Origin of the sequence: Actinomadura sp. 9N215 (assembly GCF_044326345.1) — a bacterium.
Classification (GTDB): domain Bacteria; phylum Actinomycetota; class Actinomycetes; order Streptosporangiales; family Streptosporangiaceae; genus Spirillospora.
The window spans coordinates 20,747-39,445 of the sequence record NZ_JBIRBA010000011.1; the positions used below are offsets into that span (position 1 = coordinate 20,747).

Genomic DNA, 18,699 nt, shown 5'->3' on the forward strand with positions numbered 1-18,699 from the left:
GGGCCAGCGGGCCAGCGGGCCAGCGCGCCAGCGGGCCAGCGCGCCAGCGCGCCAGCGCGCCAGCGGGCCAGCGCGCCAGCGGGCCAGCGCGCCAGCGCGCCAGCGGGCCGATGGTGGGACGGGCAGCGGCACGACGGCACCGAGGCCCGCAATCGGTAACGAGAGGTGCCTGGAGAAAGACGTGAAGAAGATCCGGGAGGCGGTGTCGGATCGGGGCAAAGGTGTTCGTAGCGGGGGTAAGAGGCCGCCCACACGGGGGCGCGTCCCCCGACCACGGGAGATGATCTTCAGATGCAGTACCTAGTTTCGGTGATCCACGACAGGGACGACCTGGCCACCCCCGACGAGCAGGCGGCGATCGACGTGTTCAACGAGCGGCTCCAGGCCGAGGGCCACTGGGTCTTCGCCGGCGGTCTCGGGGCGCCGGGCACGGCCACCGTCATCGACAACCGCGGCGAGGAGGCGATGGTCACCGACGGGCCCTTCCTGGAGACCAAGGAGTATCTCGCCGGCTTCTGGATCATCGAGGCCGCCGACCTCGATGTGGCGCTCAAGCTCGCCGCCGACGGATCGAGGGCCTGCAATCGCAAGATCGAGGTGCGGCCGTTCCTGGCCGAGTGAGCGTGGTCGACGTCCAGGAGGCGATCACCCGCACCCACCACGCGGAGTGGGCGCGGGTCGTCGCCTCCCTGACCAGGCGCTTCGGCGACCTCGACATCGCCGAGGAGGCGGCCGCCGAGGCGTTCGCGACCGCCGTGGAGCGGTGGCCGGACGACGGCGTACCGCCCAACCCCGGCGCCTGGCTGACCACCACCGCCAACCGCAAGGCCATCGACCGGATCCGGCGCGAGAGCAAGCGCGACGGCAAGCACAAGGAGGCCCGGACGTTGTACGACGACGACCCGCCCGAGCCTCTCGGCCCCATCGACGACGACCGGCTCCGGCTGATCTTCACGTGCTGTCACCCGGCGCTGGGAATCCATGCCAGGGTGGCGCTGACGCTGCGCATGGTCGCCGGTCTGACCGTCCCCGAGATCGCCCGCGCCTTCCTGGTGCGGGAGAGCGCCATGGAACAGCGGATCACCCGCGCCAAGGCCAAGATCAAGGCGACGCGCATCCCCTACCGGGTGCCGTCCGCCGAGGACCTGCCGGCACGCGTCACCGGCGTCCTCGCCGTCCTGTACCTGGTGTTCAACGAGGGCTACCTGGCGACCGGCCCCGGCACCGATCCGGTACGTCCCGGCCTGACGGCCGAGGCGATCCGGCTCACCCGCCTGATCCGCGCCCTCCTGCCGGACGACGGTGAGGTGGCCGGGCTGCTGGCGCTGATGCTGCTCACCGAGGCCCGCCGCACCGCCCGGGTCTCGACCAGCGGCGAACTGGTCGCCCTCAACGAACAGGACCGCGGCGCCTGGGACGCGGCGCTGATCGCCGAGGGGCACCGGCTGGTGCGCGAGCGCCTCGCCGCTGCCGCCGCCGGGGCGGCTCCGGGCCGCTACCAGATCCTCGCGGCGATCAACGCCGTGCACACCTCCGCCCGCGACGTCCGCGACACCGACTGGTCCCAGGTCCTCGCCCTCTACGACCAGCTCGCCCGCCTCGACCCCTCACCGGTCATCGCCCTCAACCGGGCCGTCGCGGTCGCCGAACTCGACGGCACGGAGGTGGCACTGGCAGCCGTCGACCGCCTTGAGGACCAGCTGACCGGCTATCACGCCTACCACGCCACCCGCGCCGACCTGCTACGCCGCCTGGGCCGCAGTCAAGAGTCGCGCGCCGCCTACGACAGGGCGATCGAACTGGCGGGCAACACCGCCGAGACCGCCTACCTGACCCGCCGCCGCGACCAGCTGAGGTAGCCGCGATCCCGATCGGACACCCGCGATGAAGACGGAGAAGGCGTTGTCCAGGTAAGCGGTGCTACGCCCCAATCGAGGCCGCGCCGAAGTCACGCTTTCGACCATTCGGAGCTCGTTGACGCCGACGCGCTGCGCGAGCCCCGCCATTATCCGCGGACGGGAACTGGGGCGCCGCCGGGCCCGTGACCACTTCCGGTCCCCGCACCGACGCGGCGACTGTCGGCGCGTCGGCTGCGACACTGACCGCCAGGCCGCCAGGCACCTCTGGGAACGAACGGCTCGTTGAATCCCGCCGCTCCTTGGCAGATCTTTTCGGCCAACTGTTATGTCCACGCATGTATGTCCTTACCCATCGTGTCGTTGATGGTTCGCCGATCGCCTAGTATCGACGCATGCCGGATATCGACCTGCCCGAGATCGCGAGCATCAACAAGCGGTTTTCGTCCTTGGCCGATACTCTGAGTCATACGCGGGCCTGCGGAACGCAGATTCTCTCGGCCGCCGAGCAGATCGTTCGAACGCTCCAGGTGAACGCCAAGTTAATCGCCTTGGGAAATGGCGGCAGTGCCATGCTGGCCCAGCATCTCGCCGCGGAGTACGTCGGCCGCTATTCGATACGGCGACCGGGCCTCCGGGCCATCGCCCTGTCAGCCGACTCGGCGACCGTGACCGCCGTGAGCAACGACTTCGGCTTTGACCTGGTCTTCGCGCGCCAGGTCGAGGCCCTCGGCGACGCGGCCGACACCGTCATCGCGTTCAGCGCGAGCGGCAGGTCGCCCAACGTGGTCCGGGGTCTCGAAGCGGCGAAGAAGCTCGGGATGACGACGATACTGCTGACCGGCCCCACCCCAGATCGGAATCTGGCGCGGACCACGGACATCGTCATCGCGGCCCCCACCGAATCCACCGCGATGATTCAGGAATGCCACCTCGTCATCGTCCATCTTCTCGTCGAACTGGTCGAGTCGACGATGTTCGGCCGGGAGATGGCGGAAGCCGCACCCAGGATCACGACCGTCGAAGAGCTTCTGCCGCATCGTGAAATGTGGCGCCGGGCGGGTCTTACCTTGGTCTGGACCAATGGCTGCTTCGACCTCCTGCACGCCGGTCACGTCCGGAGCCTGGCGGAGGCGAAGGCGCGTGGCGATATTCTCGTCGTGGGCTTGAACACCGACGCCAGTGTGCGGCGGTTGAAAGGGGACGGCCGGCCGATCTACACGCTCGGCCATCGACAGGAAATCCTCGCGGGCATGTCGGCCGTCGATCACGTCGTGCCCATGGACGGGGACGATCCGCGGACGGCGCTCGAAATGTTGCGGCCGGACATCCACTTCAAGGGCGGCGACTACGGCCGCGCCGCCGGGCTCGTCGAGGAATCCACGGCCGACCGTCTCGGCGTTCGCCTCGTACAGGGCGAATACTGGGATGAATTCGGGACCTCAGGCACGATCGACTCTGTTGTGGAGCGTCATGGTCATTCCGGGGGTCGCCCTCGGACCGCTGGAATGAAAGGAGAGCCGGAATCTTCGGCTGACGGGTCCGCTCATTCCTAGCTGTGACCGCGGACGGCCGTCGTATCGGCGCTCGCGATCGCCTCGGCAGCGGCGTGCAGCGCGAGGTCGGCCACGTCGGGCATGTCCATTCCGACCGCGATCCCTAGCGCCAGAACTGCCGTGACCGTGTCACCCGCGCCGACGACGGACGTCACCGTTCGACCGGGAGGCGGGAACGCCCGATGGCAGTGACCGTCCGAGTCCAGGTACAGGACGCCTCGTTCCCCGTCCGTCATGACCACCATGGATCCACCCAGGATCTTGGAGATCGCTTTCACGGCGGTCCCGCATCCGCTTTCGTGGGAAAGCTCGCACCTAAGGACCGCCTCCAATTCGTGCCGATTCGCCTTGAACAAGGTGCAGCCTTCGAAGTGGCCGATATTCGTCGCCTTGCTGTCGACGATCACCGGTAGCGCGAGTGATCGCGCCCGGGCCAGAAGGCTGCGCGTGAAAGGCGCCGTGACGACACCTTTCCGATAGTCGGAGAGAACGAGGGCCGACGCGCCATCGAGTGCGCCGAGGCATTGAGCGAGGAGCTTCCGCGCGGCCAAGTCGCCGATCGGTTCCGTCGACTCTGTGTCCACTCTGACCACCGGCCGCTCACCGTGGTAGATGCGAAGCTTCTTTGTCGTCGGCCGCGAGGGATCGGCCACAAGAATGTGGCCGACTCCCGACCGTCGGAGAGCAGCGCGTAGCTCCGCGGCATCACCGTCGTCGCCCACTACGCCGAGATGGACGGCCTCGCCACCCAGCGCACTGACGTTGGCCGCGATGTTCGAGGCGCCGCCGGGAAAGCCGTTCTCCAGGTAAGCGGAGACCACAAGAAGGTCTTCGTCCTGGTGGTGGTACGACCGGCCGGATCGGATCGACTTGTCGATCATGGCATCGCCCACCACCACGATCCGCCGGCCGCGGAACTCCGAAGGCACGTGAACCATGGCGCCGCCCCCTGGCCGAGCCGGCCTAGGCCTCGTCCATGATGCTGATGAATGCCTTGAAGACCGCGTCCCTTAGCACCGCGTCCGACCCGGACTGCCGGAAGTCGAATCTGGTCGTGCAGACAGGGCGGTACGGAGTCTTCAGATAGCCGTCCGGGTAGGGGAAGAAGTCACCGAAACGGTCCTCTTCGGGGACGATCGGCCGCAGGAGAATCGTCACCGTGGGCGTCCCGCACTGCACGGCCAGATGTGATGTCCCGGTGTCGGGGCCGATATAGCACGCCGCGCTTTCGAAGCGCTCGACCAGCTCGGCGAAGGGCACTTCGTCCACCAGCGTCCTGATCCGCGCCGCAGCGGACGCCGAGGCGCCGGCCCTGCGGATCGCCTGCCGGACCTCCCCGACCCTGTCGCGCTCGGCGGGACCGCCGACGAAGCAAGGCCGATATCCCAGTTCGGCGATCCGCACGGCGAGCACGGCCCATTCCGTGATCGGCCAGTGCCGTGTCGCGTCCTTCGCCCCGAAGTTCAGCAGCACAGTGCCGTCCCGAGGACGCTCGGCGGGGATATGCCGGTGCTCCAACCTCAGTCCGAGAGCGGAGGCGAAAGCGTGTTGACGTTCGAGAACGTGCGGGACCCGCCGAGGTTGGTCGCAGCCTTCCGGCGGGACCTGGCGGCTCGCTTCCAAATACGGCGGGCAGGACTCCACTATGCGCGACATCCGGTCGAGGTAGTAGTCGAAGAGCCATGGGTACCAGCGGAGGTGGTAGAAGGGCAGGCTGCCCACGATCGATTCGGGTGCGGCCGAGACGTGGACCAGCGCGTCATCGCGCATTTCCAGCCGGTGGTGCATGAAGCAGACGGCCCGCTCGAATCGGGCCGCTCGGACGCGGTAGTTGACGGAGAGCCGGTATCTCAGACTGCGCGTGTACCGGCCCTCGTCGATGAACACGGTGGGAATGTCGGCGTAAAGGTTGCCGGAAAGGCAGCGCCAACTCGCATCCCCGAGGACGAGAAACGGGCCGTCGTAATGTGACCGCAGTTGCCGCACGAGAGGCAGGCTGACGACGGCGTCCCCCAGCCGGTTCACCAAGACGACGAGCGTCCCTGACCGCTCACCCCTGAACGGCAACGCGCGGACGAGGATGTCGGCCAGGACGAACACGCACCACCGCCACGGATGACGGCGGGGGGCTCTCTGGTCCCGGTAGACGAGGTTCAGCGCGGCGAACCTCAGCGGCGCGACCACCTGGCCGAACCTGCGGCCAGTGTTCCGATGGCCAACACGCGACGGACCGCTCACTGGAATCGGCAGAACCTTCCACTGTGAACAAAGGCGTCAACACCGTGATGCTTGCAGTAGCTGTACAGGTCACTGGTCCGATTGATGAATCCGCTGCCGTGGTAATTGAGGGATGTGTTGCAGAGGACGCCGGTTCCGGTCCGGTCCCGGAAACGGGTCAGCAGGGCGTGCATCATCGGATTCTGATCCGCTCGGACCGTCTGCGCACGGGTCGTGCCGTCGACGTGGATGACGGCTTCCAGCTTCTGGTCGCGCACGGTCTGGAAGTAGAGCATGTGCGGCGACGGCCCGGTCCATTCGAAGTGCCGTTCGACGTCCTCCTCCAGGCAGATGGGCGCGATCGGCCTGAAGTCCTCGCGTTCTTTGATCTTGTTGAGCCGCGCCGTCGTCTGGGCGCTGAAGGGGGCGGCGAGAAGCGATCGGTTGCCCAATGCCCGGGGACCGAGCTCGCAGCGGCCGTTCGCCCATGCGACCACGCGGTCGTCGGCCAGGAATCCGGCGACCTCGTCGTAATCCAGCTCCCGGACCAGCACGTCCGGCATGTCGGGCCGATCGTCGACGAATTCCTGGCCCCGGTAGACGTCCCAGGAGACCTTGGCCTCTCCGGTGAACTCCCGCATGGCGTCGATCGCCGTTCCTATCGCCGATCCGGTGTCGTTGGCGCAGGGCGGCACGAAGACGTCCTCGAATAACCCGCCGGCCCGCCACGCGGAGTTCCAGTCGCAGTTCAGGCCGCAGCCCCCGGAGACGAGGAGCGGGTATCCCTTGGTGAGGTGCCGGCGCGCGAATTGTTCGAACCGGCGGAACAGCTCGTCGGAGAAGCGCTTCGCCAGCCGGGTGAACGCCGGCGAACGCACCCCGATGTTGTAGTACGGCGAATCGCGAAGGTCGTCCTTGGCGAGGTCCAGGAAGCTCGGGTGATCGAGGAGAGGGTCGATGACGTCCCGTTCCTCGGGCGTGGGGTCGCCGGGCTCGCCGTACGCGCACAACGCCATCAGCTTTCCTGGGTCGCTGTAGCGGACGTGGCCACGGGGCAGGGTGGCGGCGGGATCGGCCAGCGCGTAGAGAAAGGAGTACTTGTTCCCCGGCGCCTTCATCACCTGGCCGAGATGATGCACGTGGAGTTGCGCGTCGACTTCGTAGAAATCCCCGAGCGCCCCTTCCCAGACCAGCGCGTAACAGGGCCTGCCCTGCTCGTACGGGGACATCCCATAGGAACCCCAGATATGCGAGAGGGCGTGACTCGACGAGAAGACGCGTACTCTCCGGCCGAACACGTTCGCGGAATGAACTTGGCGATCGGCGTCGCTCACGCCGTCGTAGCCCGCACCTATCGAATTGTTGGGCGCCAGGGTCCCCTTGCCCCACCCGCTGATGGCGAAGACGTCGGGCAGGCGGTCGAGCATGCCCGCCGCGTCGAGCATGGTGACCGGGTTGAAGACCGAGTAGCGAGGAAAGCTGTCCTTCTCCGCCTCGTAGGCGAGCACCAGTTCCCGCGAGTCGGCGTCAATGACGGCGACGCCCCCGTCGTGGTCCGGCTTCATCGAGTAAATGAGCATGGCGACCCGAGCTTCTGATGGTCAGAAGCACTTGTCAAGGGCCGGGCGGCGGGCCGCTGATCACTCTGGGACCGGCGAAATACGTTCGCCTTACCCGGACCGCCTGAGGCAGCATGGGAGAACGGCGGCGTGGAGGGCGGGGTGGCTGTGCCAGGAGTACGAGGCGGCTCCAAGGACGGCCGGTCGGCCCGGCAGCGAGCGATTCTGCTGGCCTTGCGCCATTACTGCGATGTGCTGCGCCGTCAGTGGCGTATCTCGCTTCCGGCGATGACTTTGCCGGCGCTCGGGAACATCTGCCTGTTCTACCTGACACCGCTGGTGGTGGCCGCCCTGGTGGGGCATCTGGCCGGCGGCGGGGAAAGCGGCCTCGCCGCGCTCCTCCCCTACGTTCTCGGCTTCGCCGGCCTGATGCTGGCGGGCGAGGCGCTGTGGCGAGTCGGGTTGCATTTCCTCAACCGGACGAACGGCCGCGGCATCGAATGGCTCGGCACCGTCGGCATGGACGAGCTGCTCGCCAAAGACACCGCGTTTTTCCACGACAACTTCGCCGGTTCACTGACCAAACGGATACTGAGCTTCTCCGGCGGCTTCGAAAACTTCGCCGACACCCTCACTTTCTCGGTCGTGGCCAACCTGATCCCGTTGTCCTTCGCCTCGGTGGTCCTGTGGCGGTATCACCCGCTCCTGGTCGTCGTCCTCGTGGGGCTGATCATCGTCACCGGCTTCCTCGTCGCCCCGTTCATCCGCCGCCGGCAGGTGCTGGTGGACGAGCGCGAGGCGGCCAAGGTGCGTGTGTCGGGCCACGTCGCCGACGTGATGACCAACATGGAGACGGTCCGCGCGTTCGCCGCCGAGGAGCGGGAGGCCGCCGAGTTCCGTGACCGGCTCGCCGAGCAGCACCGCCTGTCGCTGCTCTCCTGGGACTACGCCAACCTGCGGGTCGACACGATCGTCGCTCCGATGACGATCCTGACCAGCGCCCTCGGCCTGCTCGTCGCGGTGGCGCTCCGCGGCGGGCTCGGGGTGGAGGCGATCGTGGTGACGTTCTCCTACTACAGCAGCGCGACGCGGATCATGTTCGAGTTCAACCAGATCTACCGGCGGTTGGAGAGCACGCTCACCGAGAGCGCGCAGTTCACCGAGTTGCTCCTGACACCGCCGACCGTCGTGGACCCGCCCGACCCGCAGCCGTTGCGCCCGGCCGACGCCGCGGTCCGCTTCGAGCGGGTGCTCTTCGCGCACGGCGACGGCCCTCCCCTGTTCGAGAAGCTGGACCTGGAGATTCCCAGCGGCGCCAAGATCGGTCTGGTGGGCCGGTCCGGTGGCGGCAAGACCACCCTCACCCGGCTGCTGCTGCGTCTCATGGACGTCGACGGCGGCCGGATCCTCGTCGGCGGCCAGGACGTCGCGCGGCTGCGCCAGAGCGACCTGCGCAGCCTGATCGCGTACGTCCCGCAGGAACCCGCGATGTTCCACCGGTCGGTGCGCGACAACATCGCCTTCGCCCGTCCGGGCGCCACCGAGACCGAGGTCCTGCGGGCCGCGCGGGCGGCACACGTCACCGAGTTCGTCGACGGCCTTCCGGACGGGTTCGACACGCTGGTCGGCGAGCGCGGCGTCAAGCTGTCCGGCGGTCAGCGGCAGCGCGTCGCCCTCGCCCGCGCCATCCTCCGGGACGCCCCGATCCTGCTCCTGGACGAGGCGACCAGCGCCCTGGACTCCGAAAGCGAACTTCTCGTCCAGGAGGCCCTGTGGCACCTGATGCGCGACCGCACCGCACTGGTCGTCGCGCACCGGCTGAGCACGGTCGTCCGCATGGACCGCCTGATCGTTCTCGACCGCGGCCGCGTCCTGGAACAGGGCTCCCACCGGGAACTGCTCCAGTCCGAGGGCCCCTATGCGCGGCTCTGGCACCACCAGTCCGGCGGCTTCCTGACCGACGAAGCCACCCTGGACGCCCCGAGCGCCGCCCGGCTCGACCGGGTCGGGCGCCCGGTCGCCGAACGGAAAGGATCAGCCTAGCTGCAGCGCCTAGCAGGGCGGCGGCCGCCGAGTCGGCGCGCGCGCCCTGCCTGGGACGCATAGCACCAGGCTAGCCTGGGTTCCGGGAGGCGGGGTTGAGATGCTATATGCGTCCCTGCTGGGGGATCAGGTCATCGGCGACGACGAGACGGGCGTGCGGTCTCGTTCACCGCGCACGGTCGGCCTCGTCGCGTATCTGGCCGCGCATGCCGGGGCGTCCCAGACCCGGCAGCGCATCGCGGGCGTCTTCTGGCCGGACTCGCCGGACGCGCAGGCCCTGACCAACCTCCGCCGCGAACTGCATCACCTGCGCCGGATCCTCGGCCCCGAGCCCTCGCTGGCGGTCACCCCCAGGGACCTGTGCTGGCGGGACCACGAGACCTGCCGGGTCGACCTGCGCGTCTTCACCGTCCAGTACGAGGACGCCCTGGCGGCCCTGGCCAGGGACGACCGCAAAGCCGCCGTCAAGTCCGCCACGAGGGCCATCGACGAGTACAAGGGAGAGTTCCTGCCCGGCGTGTACGACGACTGGGCGCTGGACGTCAGGTCGGAGCTCCAACGCCGCTGCGTGGACATGTGCGACCTGGTCGCCGCGACGCGGACGGGAACGGGCGACCTGACCGGGGCCGTCGACGCCGCCCGCCGCCGGATCCGGCTGCAGCCGCTGGAGGAGGTCGGCTACCGGGTCCTGATCCAGTTGCAGGCCGACCTCGGCGACCGGGCCGGCGCCATCAGCAGCTACCACCATTGCGCGTCGGTCCTGGAACGCGAGCTCGGCGTCGTCCCGGACCCGGCGACGCAGCGGGCGTTCCAGCGCCTGATGGCGGGCGCGGGCGAGGAGGCGGCCGATCCACACCACATGGCGGTCGAGCCGGCCGCCCTCAGGTCCGGCGTCGCCGTCGCCCGGCTCGTCGGCCGGTCGCGGGAGCTCGACCTGCTCGGCGACCTGTGGCGGGCCGCCGTGGCGGGCCGTCCCGGCTGCACGCTGGTACGGGGCGCGCCCGGCGTCGGGAAGACCCGCCTGGTGACCGAGTTCGCGCAGCTGGCCAGGCGGCAGGGCGCCGTGGTGGCGGGCAGCCAGTGCTTCGGCTCGTCGGGACGTCTCGCGCTCGCGCCGGTGGCGGACTGGCTGCGCACCCCGGCCGGTCAGTCGGCCACCGCGACGCTCGACGAGACGTGGCGCGCCGAGGTCGACCGGCTGGTGCCGGTGCGGGGCTTCAGGTCGCGGGGAGCCGGATCGCGGGCCATGGCGGACGCCTGGCAGCGCCCCCGCTTCTTCGAGGGCCTGGCGCGGGCGCTGATCGCGGTGGGCCAGCCCCTGCTGCTGGTCCTGGACAACATGCAGTGGTGCGACCAGGACACGCTGGCGTTCCTGACGTTCTATCTGGGGCTGGCCCACGACTCTCCGGTCATGGTGGCCGGGACGCTGCGCGACGAGGGCCTCGGGGACGGCACCGAGCTGGCCGACTGGACCGTCCGGATGCGGACGGCCGGGCTCCTCACCGATCTCACCCTCGACCCGCTGGAGGCCGAGGGCACGGCGGGGCTCGCCGAGGCGATCGCCGGGCGGCGCCTCCCCGAGGCCGACGCGGACCTGCTCCACGCGACGACGGGCGGGTTCCCGCTCTACGTCGTCGAGACCCTGCGCCGCGCCGCCGACTCGGACGGCGTCCCGCTGCCCATCGGCGACCTCACCTCCGTCCTGCGCGACCGCCTGGAACGGGCGTCCGGCCCGGCCCGGGAGGTCGCGGGGCTCGCCGCCGCGGTCGGCACCGACTTCACCCTCGACCTGCTCACCGAGGCGAGCGACCTGGACCCCGGCGTCGTGGTCGAGGCGGTCGACGAGCTGTGGCGCCAGCGGATCATGCGGGAGTTCCGGGGCGGCTACGACTTCTCCCACGACCTGCTGCGCGACGCGGCGTACGCGGGGGTCACCCCGCCCAGGCGCTGGCTGCTGCACCGCCGGATCGCGCAGGGCCTGGAGCTGCTGCACGCCGACGACACCGACGCGGTCTCGGCGCAGCTCGCCGAGCAGTACGCGCGCGGCGGCCGCCCCGACCGCGCGCTGGCCTACTACCGGCGGGCGGCCGAGGTCGCGGCGGGCCTGTTCGCCCACACCGAGTCGATCCGGCTGCACCGGAAGGCGCTGTCGATCGTCCGCGGCCTGCCCGCGGGACGCAACAGGGACACCAAGGAACTCGAAGTCCTCCGGGCCATGGCGGCGCCGCTCAACGCCAGGTACGGCTACGCGTCCCCGCACCTGCGGGAGGCGCTCGAACGAGCCGTCGCGCTGGCCGAATCGCTCGGTCACGACGACTCGAAGCTGGCCGGGCTGGTCGCGCTCTGGACGTCCCGGTTCGTCCAGGGCCGGACGGCCGACGGGTACCGGGTCGCCGTCCAGGCGCTGAGCATCGCCGACCCCGACTCCGAGCCGAGCGGTCCGGCCCACTTCGCCGCCGGGGGGACGGCCATCAGCCTCGGCAGGCCCGCCGAAGGGCTGCGTCACCTGGAATCGGCCGTCGCGCTGATGCGCGGCGCCTTCATGCTGAGCGTCGGCACCCGGCTCGACGTTCACGGCACGGCCTGGGCGGCCCACGCCCACTGGCTCCTCGGCCACGACGCGGAGGCGCTGGCGGGCTGCACCGGGGCGATCAAGCACGCCCGGGAGATCGGGCACCCCTACAGCCTGGCCGTGGCGCTGGCCTACGGCGCCATCACCCATCAGATGCGCCGCGACATGCCCGAGCTGAGGGACACGGTCGCCGAGCTGCGCGAACTGTGCGACCGCTACGACTTCGCCTACTACCGGGAGTGGGGCCTGATCCTGGACGGGTGGCACCGTGGCGGCGACACCGGCGTCGGCCTCGCCCGGAAGGGAATCGGGAACCTCAAGGCCCAGGGCTCCTTCGCCCGCATGCCGTACTGGCTGTCGCTGCTCGCCGACCTGCTGGCCCGTGAGCACCGCCCGGACGCGGCACGCGCCACTCTCGACGCCGCTCTCGCGGACGGGCAGGCCCACGACGAGCTCTGGTGGCTGCCCGAGGTGATGCGGATGCGAGCCGTCTACGACGACGGCGAACAGGCCGTCTCGCGGTTGCGCTCCGCCGCCCGGATCGCGTCCGGCCAGGGCAGCGCCGCCCTGCTCCAGCGCTGCGAGCGCGACCTGGACGCCCGGCGCTCCGGCCCCGGCGTTCCCCCCACCGGCTGAGACGGCCCGGCTGGGCGAACGCTCCACGAACGCCCCGCTTCCTAACGTCGTTCACATCGAGCAACGCGTCCAAGGGGGGCACCATGAGCACGACAACAGAGACGACCAGCACGGCCCCGTACGACGAACTGGCCGGCGTCCTGCACGGCGACCTGATCAGACCCGGGGATCCCGCGTACGACGGCGCGCGCGCCGTCTACAACGCCATGATCGACAAGCGTCCCGCCGCCATCGCCCGCTGCCGGGACGTCGTCGACGTCATCTCCTGCGTGCGCTTCGGCCGCGCGCACGGCGTCGAGCTCGCCGTCCGGGGCGGCGGGCACAACGCGGGCGGCCTCGGAGTCTGGGACGACGCGCTGGTCATCGACCTGTCGCCGCTGCGCGGCACCACGGTGGATCCCGCGGGCCGCACCGTCCGCGTCGACGCCGGATGCACCTGGCAGGACGTCGACCACGCGACCGTCGGATTCGGCATGGCCACCCCGTCCGGCTTCCTCGGGACCACCGGCGTGGGCGGGCTGACGCTCGGCGGCGGCATCGGCTACCTGTCCCGCCGGTTCGGCCTCACCGTCGACAACCTGATCTCCGCCGACGTGGTCCTGGCCGACGGCACGTTCGTGACGGCGAGCCAGACGTCCCACAGCGACCTGTTCTGGGCGCTGCGCGGCGGCGGCGGGAACTTCGGCGTCGTCACCTCGTTCACGTTCCGCTGCCACGACATCGGCGAGGGCGGCGTCATCGTCGGCGGCCCGGTGCTGTACGACCTCGCCGACACCGCCGACGTCATGCGCTGGTACCGGGAGCTGCTGCCCTCGCTGCCGGAGGAGCTGAGCGGCTGGCTCGGGATCATGACCATCCCCCCGGCCCCGCCGTTCCCGGAGGAGCTCTGGGGCCGCAAGTCCTGCGGGATCGTCTGGTGCTACACCGGACCGCACGACAGGGCCGACAAGGTGCTCGAACCGGTCAGGACCTACGGCTCGCCGCTGCTGGTGGGGTTGCACGAGATGCCGTTCAACGTCCTGCAGAGCGCGTTCGACGCCCTCTACCCGGCCGGCCTGCAGTGGTACTGGCGGGCGGACTTCTTCGACGAGATCTCCGACACCGCCATCGACATCCACTGCAAGCACGGCGAGCAGCTGCCGACCGGCCACTCCACCATGCACCTCTACCCGATCGACGGGGCCGCCGCCCGCGTCCCCGCCGACGCCACCGCCTTCGCCTACCGCGACGGCGGCTGGGCCGGCGTCATCGTCGGCGTCGACCCGGATCCGGCCAACTCCGCCGTCATCACGCGGTGGGCGCAGGACTACTGGCAGGAGCTGCACCCAACCTCGGCCGGCGGCGCCTACGTCAACTTCATGATGAGCGAGGGCCAGGACCGGGTCCGGGCGGCCTACCGCGGCAACTACGACCGGCTCGCCAGCGTCAAGAACCGGTACGACCCGGACAACACCTTCCACATCAACCAGAACATCCAACCCACCACCTGACCACGCCCGGTCGGCTTCCGGGGCTGGTGCGTGACCGACGGCCAAGACGCCGACGGCGAACGCGCGCGGCGGCGGAAGGCCCGGCGGCGGGAGGCCCGGCGGCGCTTCCCGCCGACTCGCGAACCAGGAGGAGAACGCCTTCGCGTAGCCGTTTCTCGCTGACAGGCAGGGAAGGGCTCGTCCCGCGGGGGGCGAGCCCTTCCCTCATGGCAGCGCAGGACACGACCCTGTGCGGCACGGCGGCGTCCCGCGCCCGTCCCTGCGCCCAGGTCCAGCACCCGCGCGGGACGTCCGTGGCGCGCGGGAAGTCGTGTCATCCGGGAATGAAGATCGGGCGAATCTACTCCCGTGAAGGTCGATCGCAGGGGCGCGCGGGGGCGACGGCCGGGCCGGGCCGGCACGGCCGTTACCGGTCAGCCGGGGGCCGGAGTCGAACCGGGCGGGGGCCGCGTCCGTGAGCGACTACAGGGGAAGCCCTCGTCCAGCCGCCCGCGGAGGCGTGAACGAGCTTCGGACCGCCGGGCCGAACCGGCGGGGAGCCGGTGTTCTGGGACACCGGCCGCAGGTAGGGCGACCAGTCGTCGCGGACGGGACGGAGGGGTGACATAACACGGACTGTCAATAGGGCAGCCGCGCATCACCCCGCACACCCCGCGACGCGCGAACGAAGTCTTCAGGTGCTCATGCGTGCGAGCCGCACGGCGAGTCCGGCATGCCATTCATCGATCGGGCCGGGTCGCCGGGCCCGGACGATGTCCGACGCTTGTGGGGGGAGGGCTCATTCCGATGTCAGGACGGCGTCAGCAACGGGGGTTAAGTTTCCCAGTAGAAAGCGAGGGGCAGGCAATAGCGGCCTATTCGCCTCCGCGAAGACCCGAGCATATGCTCAGCAGTTTCCCGCATGCTGGGAAGGAAATCGGTAGAGAATATGCTGGCGATCGAAAGGTTGCACGGGCTGCCGCCGTCCGAGCGGCGCGAGGGGCTCGAGGAAATCGTCGTCACGGAGTTCAGGACGACCCTGATGATGACGGACGACGAGGACCTGCCGTTCGATTTGAGCTACTTCGAGCTCGGCTTCACCTCGCTCGGGCTCACCGAGATCAAAGAACGGCTGGAAACGCAGCTCGGTCGCCGGGTGAGCACGAACGTGTTCTTCAACAGCCCGACCATGGAACGACTCATTTCCTATCTGGCCGACGAGGTACTGGCAGACCTCTTCGGCTCGCTGTCAGCGCCGACGGATTGAGGAGCAGCACATGAGGCCGTCTCGTACCGCGTTACCCCGGCCGACCACCGCGGCCTTACCCCGGCCGACCACCGCGGCTTTACCCCGGCGAACCGCCGCGACGGAGGAGAGGGGCGCCAGGCCGTGAACGACCCGCAGACGCTCACGGCCTGCTCCGCCGAGCACGCCCGGCGGCGCCCGGACCATCCGGCCATCGTGTGCGAGGGCCGCGAGGTGACCTATGCGGAGCTGCATCGTCGCAGCAACCGGACCGCGCATGCGCTGGTGGCCGAGGGGCTGCGCCGGGGAGCGCGCGTCGCCTACCTCGGCCGCGAGTCGGAGCACTACTTCGAGATCGCGCTCGGCTGCGCCAAGAGCGGGACCGTGCTCGTGCCGATCAACTGGCGGCTGACCGCGCGCGAGGTGGATCACGTGCTGCGCGACTCGAAGGCCGAGCTGCTGTTCGTCGAGCGCGAGTTCCGGCCGATGGCGGACCGGCTCCGGGGGGCGCTGCCGGCCACGGTCGTCGAAATGGACACGCCAGGGTCGCGGGCGGAGGGCTTCCTGAAGTGGCGGGCCGATCACCCCGACACCGACCTCGATCCCGGCACGGGGCGCGACGACGCCGTCGTGCAGATGTACACCAGCGGGACGACGGGCCTGCCGAAGGGCGTCGTGCTCGCGCACCGCGCGTACTTCACCCTCTCCGAGCAGCTGCGCCGGGCGGGCGTCGACTGGTTCGACTACTACCCCGGGGACCGGTCGATGAGCTGCTTCTCCGGCCTGCACTCGGCGGGCATGGGCTGGTTCATGTTCGGGTTCGCCGCCGGTTGCACGAACGTGGTCATGAGGATGTTCGTCGCCGAGGAGGCGGTGCGGCGCATCCGCGAGGACCGCGTCACGATCATGTTCGCGGCCCCGGCGATGCTGCGGATGCTGCTGGCCGAGCCGGACGCCACGCGGGAGGCGTTCACGTCCCTGCGCAAGGTGACCTACGGCGGGTCGGCGATCGCGCCGTCGCTGCTGACGGAGTGCATGGAGCGGCTGGACTGCGAGCTCGCACAGATGTACGCGGCGGCGGAGTCGGGCAGCGGGGTGACGTGCCTGACGCCGGCGGAGCACCGGCCCGGCAACCCGAGGCTGCGGTCGGTCGGGGTGCCCTGCCCGGGCAACGAGGTGCGGATCGTGGGCTCCGGCGGGGAGGTGCTCCCGGCCGGGCGGGTCGGCCAGATCCACGCCAGGAACCCCGGCCACTTCATCGAGTACTGGAACCAGCCGGAGGCGACCGGGAAGGCGCTGGTGGACGGCTGGCTCCGCATGCCGGACGCGGGCTACCTGGACGACGAGGGGTACCTGTACGTCCTCGACCGGCTGGACGACGCCATCATCGTCGCCGGCCAGAACATCTATCCGGCGGAGGTCGAGACGGCGCTGGCCGAGCACCCGGCGGTGGCCGACTCCGCGGTGGTGGGCGTGCCCGACCCGCGGTGGGGGCAGGCGGTCAAGGCCGTGATCGTGTTCGACGGGGACCGGCGGGCGACCGCGCGCGAGCTCAGGGTCTTTCTGCGCGGCCGGATCGCCGATTTCAAGATTCCCACCCGGTACGACTTCGTGGACGACCTCCCCCGCAATCCGACCGGCAAGGTCCTGCGCCGGATGCTGCGCGCGGACGCGTGAGGGGAGAGCACGGCCCGGATCGCCGGATCCGGGCGCATGAAACGGGGTTTTCTCCATCGTGACCCTTTGTCGTGATGGAGTTCGACGGACATTTGAGGGGGACTTCGCATGGCGGAATTCTTTGTCCTCGGGCCATTGGAGTGCCGGTCGGCGAACCGTCCTGTGCACATCACCGGGACGCTTCAGCGGGCCTTGCTCGCGACGCTGCTGGCGGCCGAGGGGACGCCGGTCTCGGCCGACTCGCTGGTCGCGGAACTGTGGGGAGGCTCGCCTCCGCCGCACTGGGAGAACGCGTTACAGGCGCATATCAGCCGGCTGCGCAGAAGGATCGACGAGTTAGCCGGCGGCCGGTCCGCCCGGCTCATCGTCGAGCATTCCGCGTATTGCCTGCGGACCGACGACGACACCGTGGACGCGAAAGTGTTCATGCATAAATTCGGTTGTTCCCGGCAGCTGGGCCACACCGATCCGAGAGCCGCGGCCGACGCGTTGCGCGAGGCCCTGTCGCTGTGGCGCGGCAGGGCCTTCGGCCTGGTGACGCAGGGATCGCTGTGCCGGACGGTCGCCCAGCGCTACGAGACCGCCCGGCTGGTGGCCCTGGAGACGCTGTTCGACCTGGAACTGCGGAGCGGGCGGCACACCGACATCATCCCGATGCTGTCGGAACTGGTGGAGGCGCCGACGTTGAACGAGCGCTTCTGCGAGCAGCTGATGATCGCGCTCTACCGGTCCGGGCAGCAGGCGCGGGCCCTGGGCTCGTACAGCCGGATGCGCGAACGGCTCGACACCGAGCTCGGCGTCGAGCCGACCATCACGCTGCGCAATCTGTTCAACGCGATCCTCAACCACGACCCGGCCCTCCGGCTGGGCGCCGACCACGCCGTGCTGCGCGCCTGACCCTGACCCGCCGCACGGTCCCTTCGCCGTACTCGGTCATGATCCGCCGCCCCGTCCCCCGCCGGCGCGATCATGACCGAGTACCCGGTCGCGCTTCCAGCGGCCGTTTCCCAGCGGCTGTTTCCCAGCGGTTGTCTCCGGCGGACGTCCAGTGGGCGTCTCTAGTGGTCGTCGGTGAGTCGCATCAGGCGCCGGGCGAAGTCCGACATGACGGCGGCGGCGTGCTCGCCGACGTAGAAGTGGTCGCCGGGATAGTCGCGGTGTCCCTGGTAGCGGCGGCTGCGGACGGTCCAGGCCGTCATCGCGTCCGGCTCGACCAGCAGCGGGTCCGACCGGCCCGCGTACGACACCAGCGGGCACTCCACCACGGCGCCGTCGTCCTCGTACTGCACCGCGATGCGGAAGTCCGCGATCACCGGCGGCATCACCAGGTCCAGCATGTCCGGGTCGTTCCAGAGTTCCTCGGGGAAGGCGCCGAGGTCCTTGAAGAGCCCGCTGAACTCGTCCATCGAGAGCTTCTCGTGCCCGGGCGGCGCCTGGAAGAAGCCCTTCGGCGACCAGCCCGACATGCCGAGCAGCGACGGCGGCGGATCGCCGCCGGCCTCCAGGCGGACGGCCAGCCGGTAGGCGAGCATGGCGCCGATGCAGTGCCCGAAGAACGCGTACGGGCGGTCGTCGCCGTCCAGTGTGCGCAGCACGGCCTCGTGGAGGTCGTCGAGGAGCGTCTCCCAGTCGTCGGGCAGCGGCTCGGCGCGCCTGCTCTGCCGTCCGGGCAGGGTCAGCGCCTGCACGCCGATCTCCGCGGGCAGCAGGCGGCGCCAGCCGCGGTAGGCCGCCGCTCCGCTGCCGGCGTGGGGCATCAGGAACAGGCGCGTCCGGGCCTCCTCCGGCGGCTGCGCCGGGCTGAACCACCTGCCGCCCGCCGGGGCGGGGGCGGCCCTGTCCGCCGCCGCGTTCGCCGTGGTGTCCAT

The 18,699-nt window shown here is 70.0% G+C and carries 13 protein-coding genes; 9 read left to right on the plus strand and 4 right to left on the minus strand.

Going from position 1 to position 18,699, the window contains the following annotated elements; translation table 11 throughout:
* Positions 1–291: 291 nt before the first annotated feature.
* The 3 genes from ACH34T_RS19490 to ACH34T_RS19500 all read left to right on the plus strand — a co-directional run bounded on the left by ACH34T_RS19490 (position 292) and on the right by ACH34T_RS19500 (position 3,412).
* Complete coding sequence (locus ACH34T_RS19490) at positions 292–621, plus strand: YciI family protein (protein WP_395993584.1); 330 nt, start codon at positions 292–294, stop codon at positions 619–621.
* Positions 618–1,859 (plus strand): RNA polymerase sigma factor, encoded by a 1,242-nt coding sequence (locus tag ACH34T_RS19495; RefSeq protein ID WP_395993585.1) that lies wholly within the window; start codon positions 618–620, stop codon positions 1,857–1,859. The genes ACH34T_RS19490 and ACH34T_RS19495 overlap by 4 nt, the downstream gene beginning before the upstream one ends.
* A 392-nt stretch (positions 1,860–2,251) precedes the next feature.
* Positions 2,252–3,412 carry an SIS domain-containing protein gene (locus ACH34T_RS19500; RefSeq protein ID WP_395993586.1) on the plus strand — a complete coding sequence of 387 codons (1,161 nt, stop codon included), beginning with the start codon at positions 2,252–2,254 and terminating at the stop codon, positions 3,410–3,412.
* Here ACH34T_RS19500 and ACH34T_RS19505 read toward each other — a convergent pair.
* From ACH34T_RS19505 to ACH34T_RS19515, 3 genes are read right to left on the minus strand one after another with little or no spacing between them, the layout of a single operon-like run.
* Complete coding sequence (locus ACH34T_RS19505) at positions 3,409–4,350, minus strand: bifunctional heptose 7-phosphate kinase/heptose 1-phosphate adenyltransferase (protein ID WP_395993587.1); 942 nt, start codon at positions 4,348–4,350, stop codon at positions 3,409–3,411. The genes ACH34T_RS19500 and ACH34T_RS19505 overlap by 4 nt on opposite strands.
* 25 nt (positions 4,351–4,375) lie before the next feature.
* Entirely contained in the window at positions 4,376–5,596 is a 1,221-nt protein-coding gene (locus tag ACH34T_RS19510) for a glycosyltransferase family 9 protein (protein WP_395993588.1), read from the minus strand.
* A gap of 50 nt (positions 5,597–5,646) precedes the next feature.
* Positions 5,647–7,137: a carbamoyltransferase C-terminal domain-containing protein gene (locus tag ACH34T_RS19515; RefSeq protein WP_395993589.1), complete on the minus strand. Its 1,491-nt coding sequence runs from the start codon at positions 7,135–7,137 to the stop codon at positions 5,647–5,649.
* A gap of 339 nt (positions 7,138–7,476) precedes the next feature.
* Here ACH34T_RS19515 and ACH34T_RS19520 point away from each other — a divergent pair, with 339 nt between their 5' ends.
* The 6 genes from ACH34T_RS19520 to ACH34T_RS19545 all read left to right on the plus strand — a co-directional run bounded on the left by ACH34T_RS19520 (position 7,477) and on the right by ACH34T_RS19545 (position 17,728).
* A complete protein-coding gene (locus ACH34T_RS19520; protein WP_395993590.1) occupies positions 7,477–9,231 on the plus strand; it encodes an ABC transporter ATP-binding protein in 1,755 nt (584 codons plus the stop codon).
* Positions 9,232–9,331: 100 nt separating this feature from the next.
* Entirely contained in the window at positions 9,332–12,439 is a 3,108-nt protein-coding gene (locus ACH34T_RS19525; RefSeq protein ID WP_395993591.1) for an ATP-binding protein, read from the plus strand.
* 83 nt (positions 12,440–12,522) lie between these two features.
* Positions 12,523–13,929 carry an FAD-binding oxidoreductase gene (locus ACH34T_RS19530; RefSeq protein ID WP_395993592.1) on the plus strand — a complete coding sequence of 469 codons (1,407 nt, stop codon included), beginning with the start codon at positions 12,523–12,525 and terminating at the stop codon, positions 13,927–13,929.
* Between the two features lie 928 nt (positions 13,930–14,857).
* A complete protein-coding gene (locus tag ACH34T_RS19535) occupies positions 14,858–15,175 on the plus strand; it encodes an acyl carrier protein (RefSeq protein ID WP_395993593.1) in 318 nt (105 codons plus the stop codon).
* A 123-nt stretch (positions 15,176–15,298) separates the two neighbouring features.
* A complete protein-coding gene (locus tag ACH34T_RS19540) occupies positions 15,299–16,831 on the plus strand; it encodes a long-chain-fatty-acid--CoA ligase (protein ID WP_395993594.1) in 1,533 nt (510 codons plus the stop codon).
* A 108-nt stretch (positions 16,832–16,939) separates the two neighbouring features.
* Entirely contained in the window at positions 16,940–17,728 is a 789-nt protein-coding gene (locus ACH34T_RS19545; RefSeq protein WP_395993595.1) for a BTAD domain-containing putative transcriptional regulator, read from the plus strand.
* Between the two features lie 161 nt (positions 17,729–17,889).
* On the opposite strand, the gene ACH34T_RS19550 is transcribed toward ACH34T_RS19545, so the two are convergent.
* Positions 17,890–18,699 carry a thioesterase II family protein gene (locus tag ACH34T_RS19550; RefSeq protein WP_395993596.1) on the minus strand — a complete coding sequence of 270 codons (810 nt, stop codon included), beginning with the start codon at positions 18,697–18,699 and terminating at the stop codon, positions 17,890–17,892.

What these genes read in the sequence shown, in the direction of transcription:
- ACH34T_RS19505 (WP_395993587.1), bottom strand. Translation starts at nt 4,350, where the DNA reads ATGGTTCACGTGCCTTCGGAGTTCCGCGGCCGGCGGATCGTGGTGGTG.
- ACH34T_RS19550 (WP_395993596.1), bottom strand. Translation starts at nt 18,699, where the DNA reads ATGGACACCACGGCGAACGCGGCGGCGGACAGGGCCGCCCCCGCCCCG.
- ACH34T_RS19520 (WP_395993590.1), top strand. Translation starts at nt 7,477, where the DNA reads ATGACTTTGCCGGCGCTCGGGAACATCTGCCTGTTCTACCTGACACCG.
- ACH34T_RS19490 (WP_395993584.1), top strand. Translation starts at nt 292, where the DNA reads ATGCAGTACCTAGTTTCGGTGATCCACGACAGGGACGACCTGGCCACC.
- ACH34T_RS19535 (WP_395993593.1), top strand. Translation starts at nt 14,858, where the DNA reads ATGCTGGCGATCGAAAGGTTGCACGGGCTGCCGCCGTCCGAGCGGCGC.
- ACH34T_RS19500 (WP_395993586.1), top strand. Translation starts at nt 2,252, where the DNA reads ATGCCGGATATCGACCTGCCCGAGATCGCGAGCATCAACAAGCGGTTT.
- ACH34T_RS19545 (WP_395993595.1), top strand. Translation starts at nt 16,940, where the DNA reads ATGGCGGAATTCTTTGTCCTCGGGCCATTGGAGTGCCGGTCGGCGAAC.
- ACH34T_RS19530 (WP_395993592.1), top strand. Translation starts at nt 12,523, where the DNA reads ATGAGCACGACAACAGAGACGACCAGCACGGCCCCGTACGACGAACTG.
- ACH34T_RS19525 (WP_395993591.1), top strand. Translation starts at nt 9,332, where the DNA reads ATGCTATATGCGTCCCTGCTGGGGGATCAGGTCATCGGCGACGACGAG.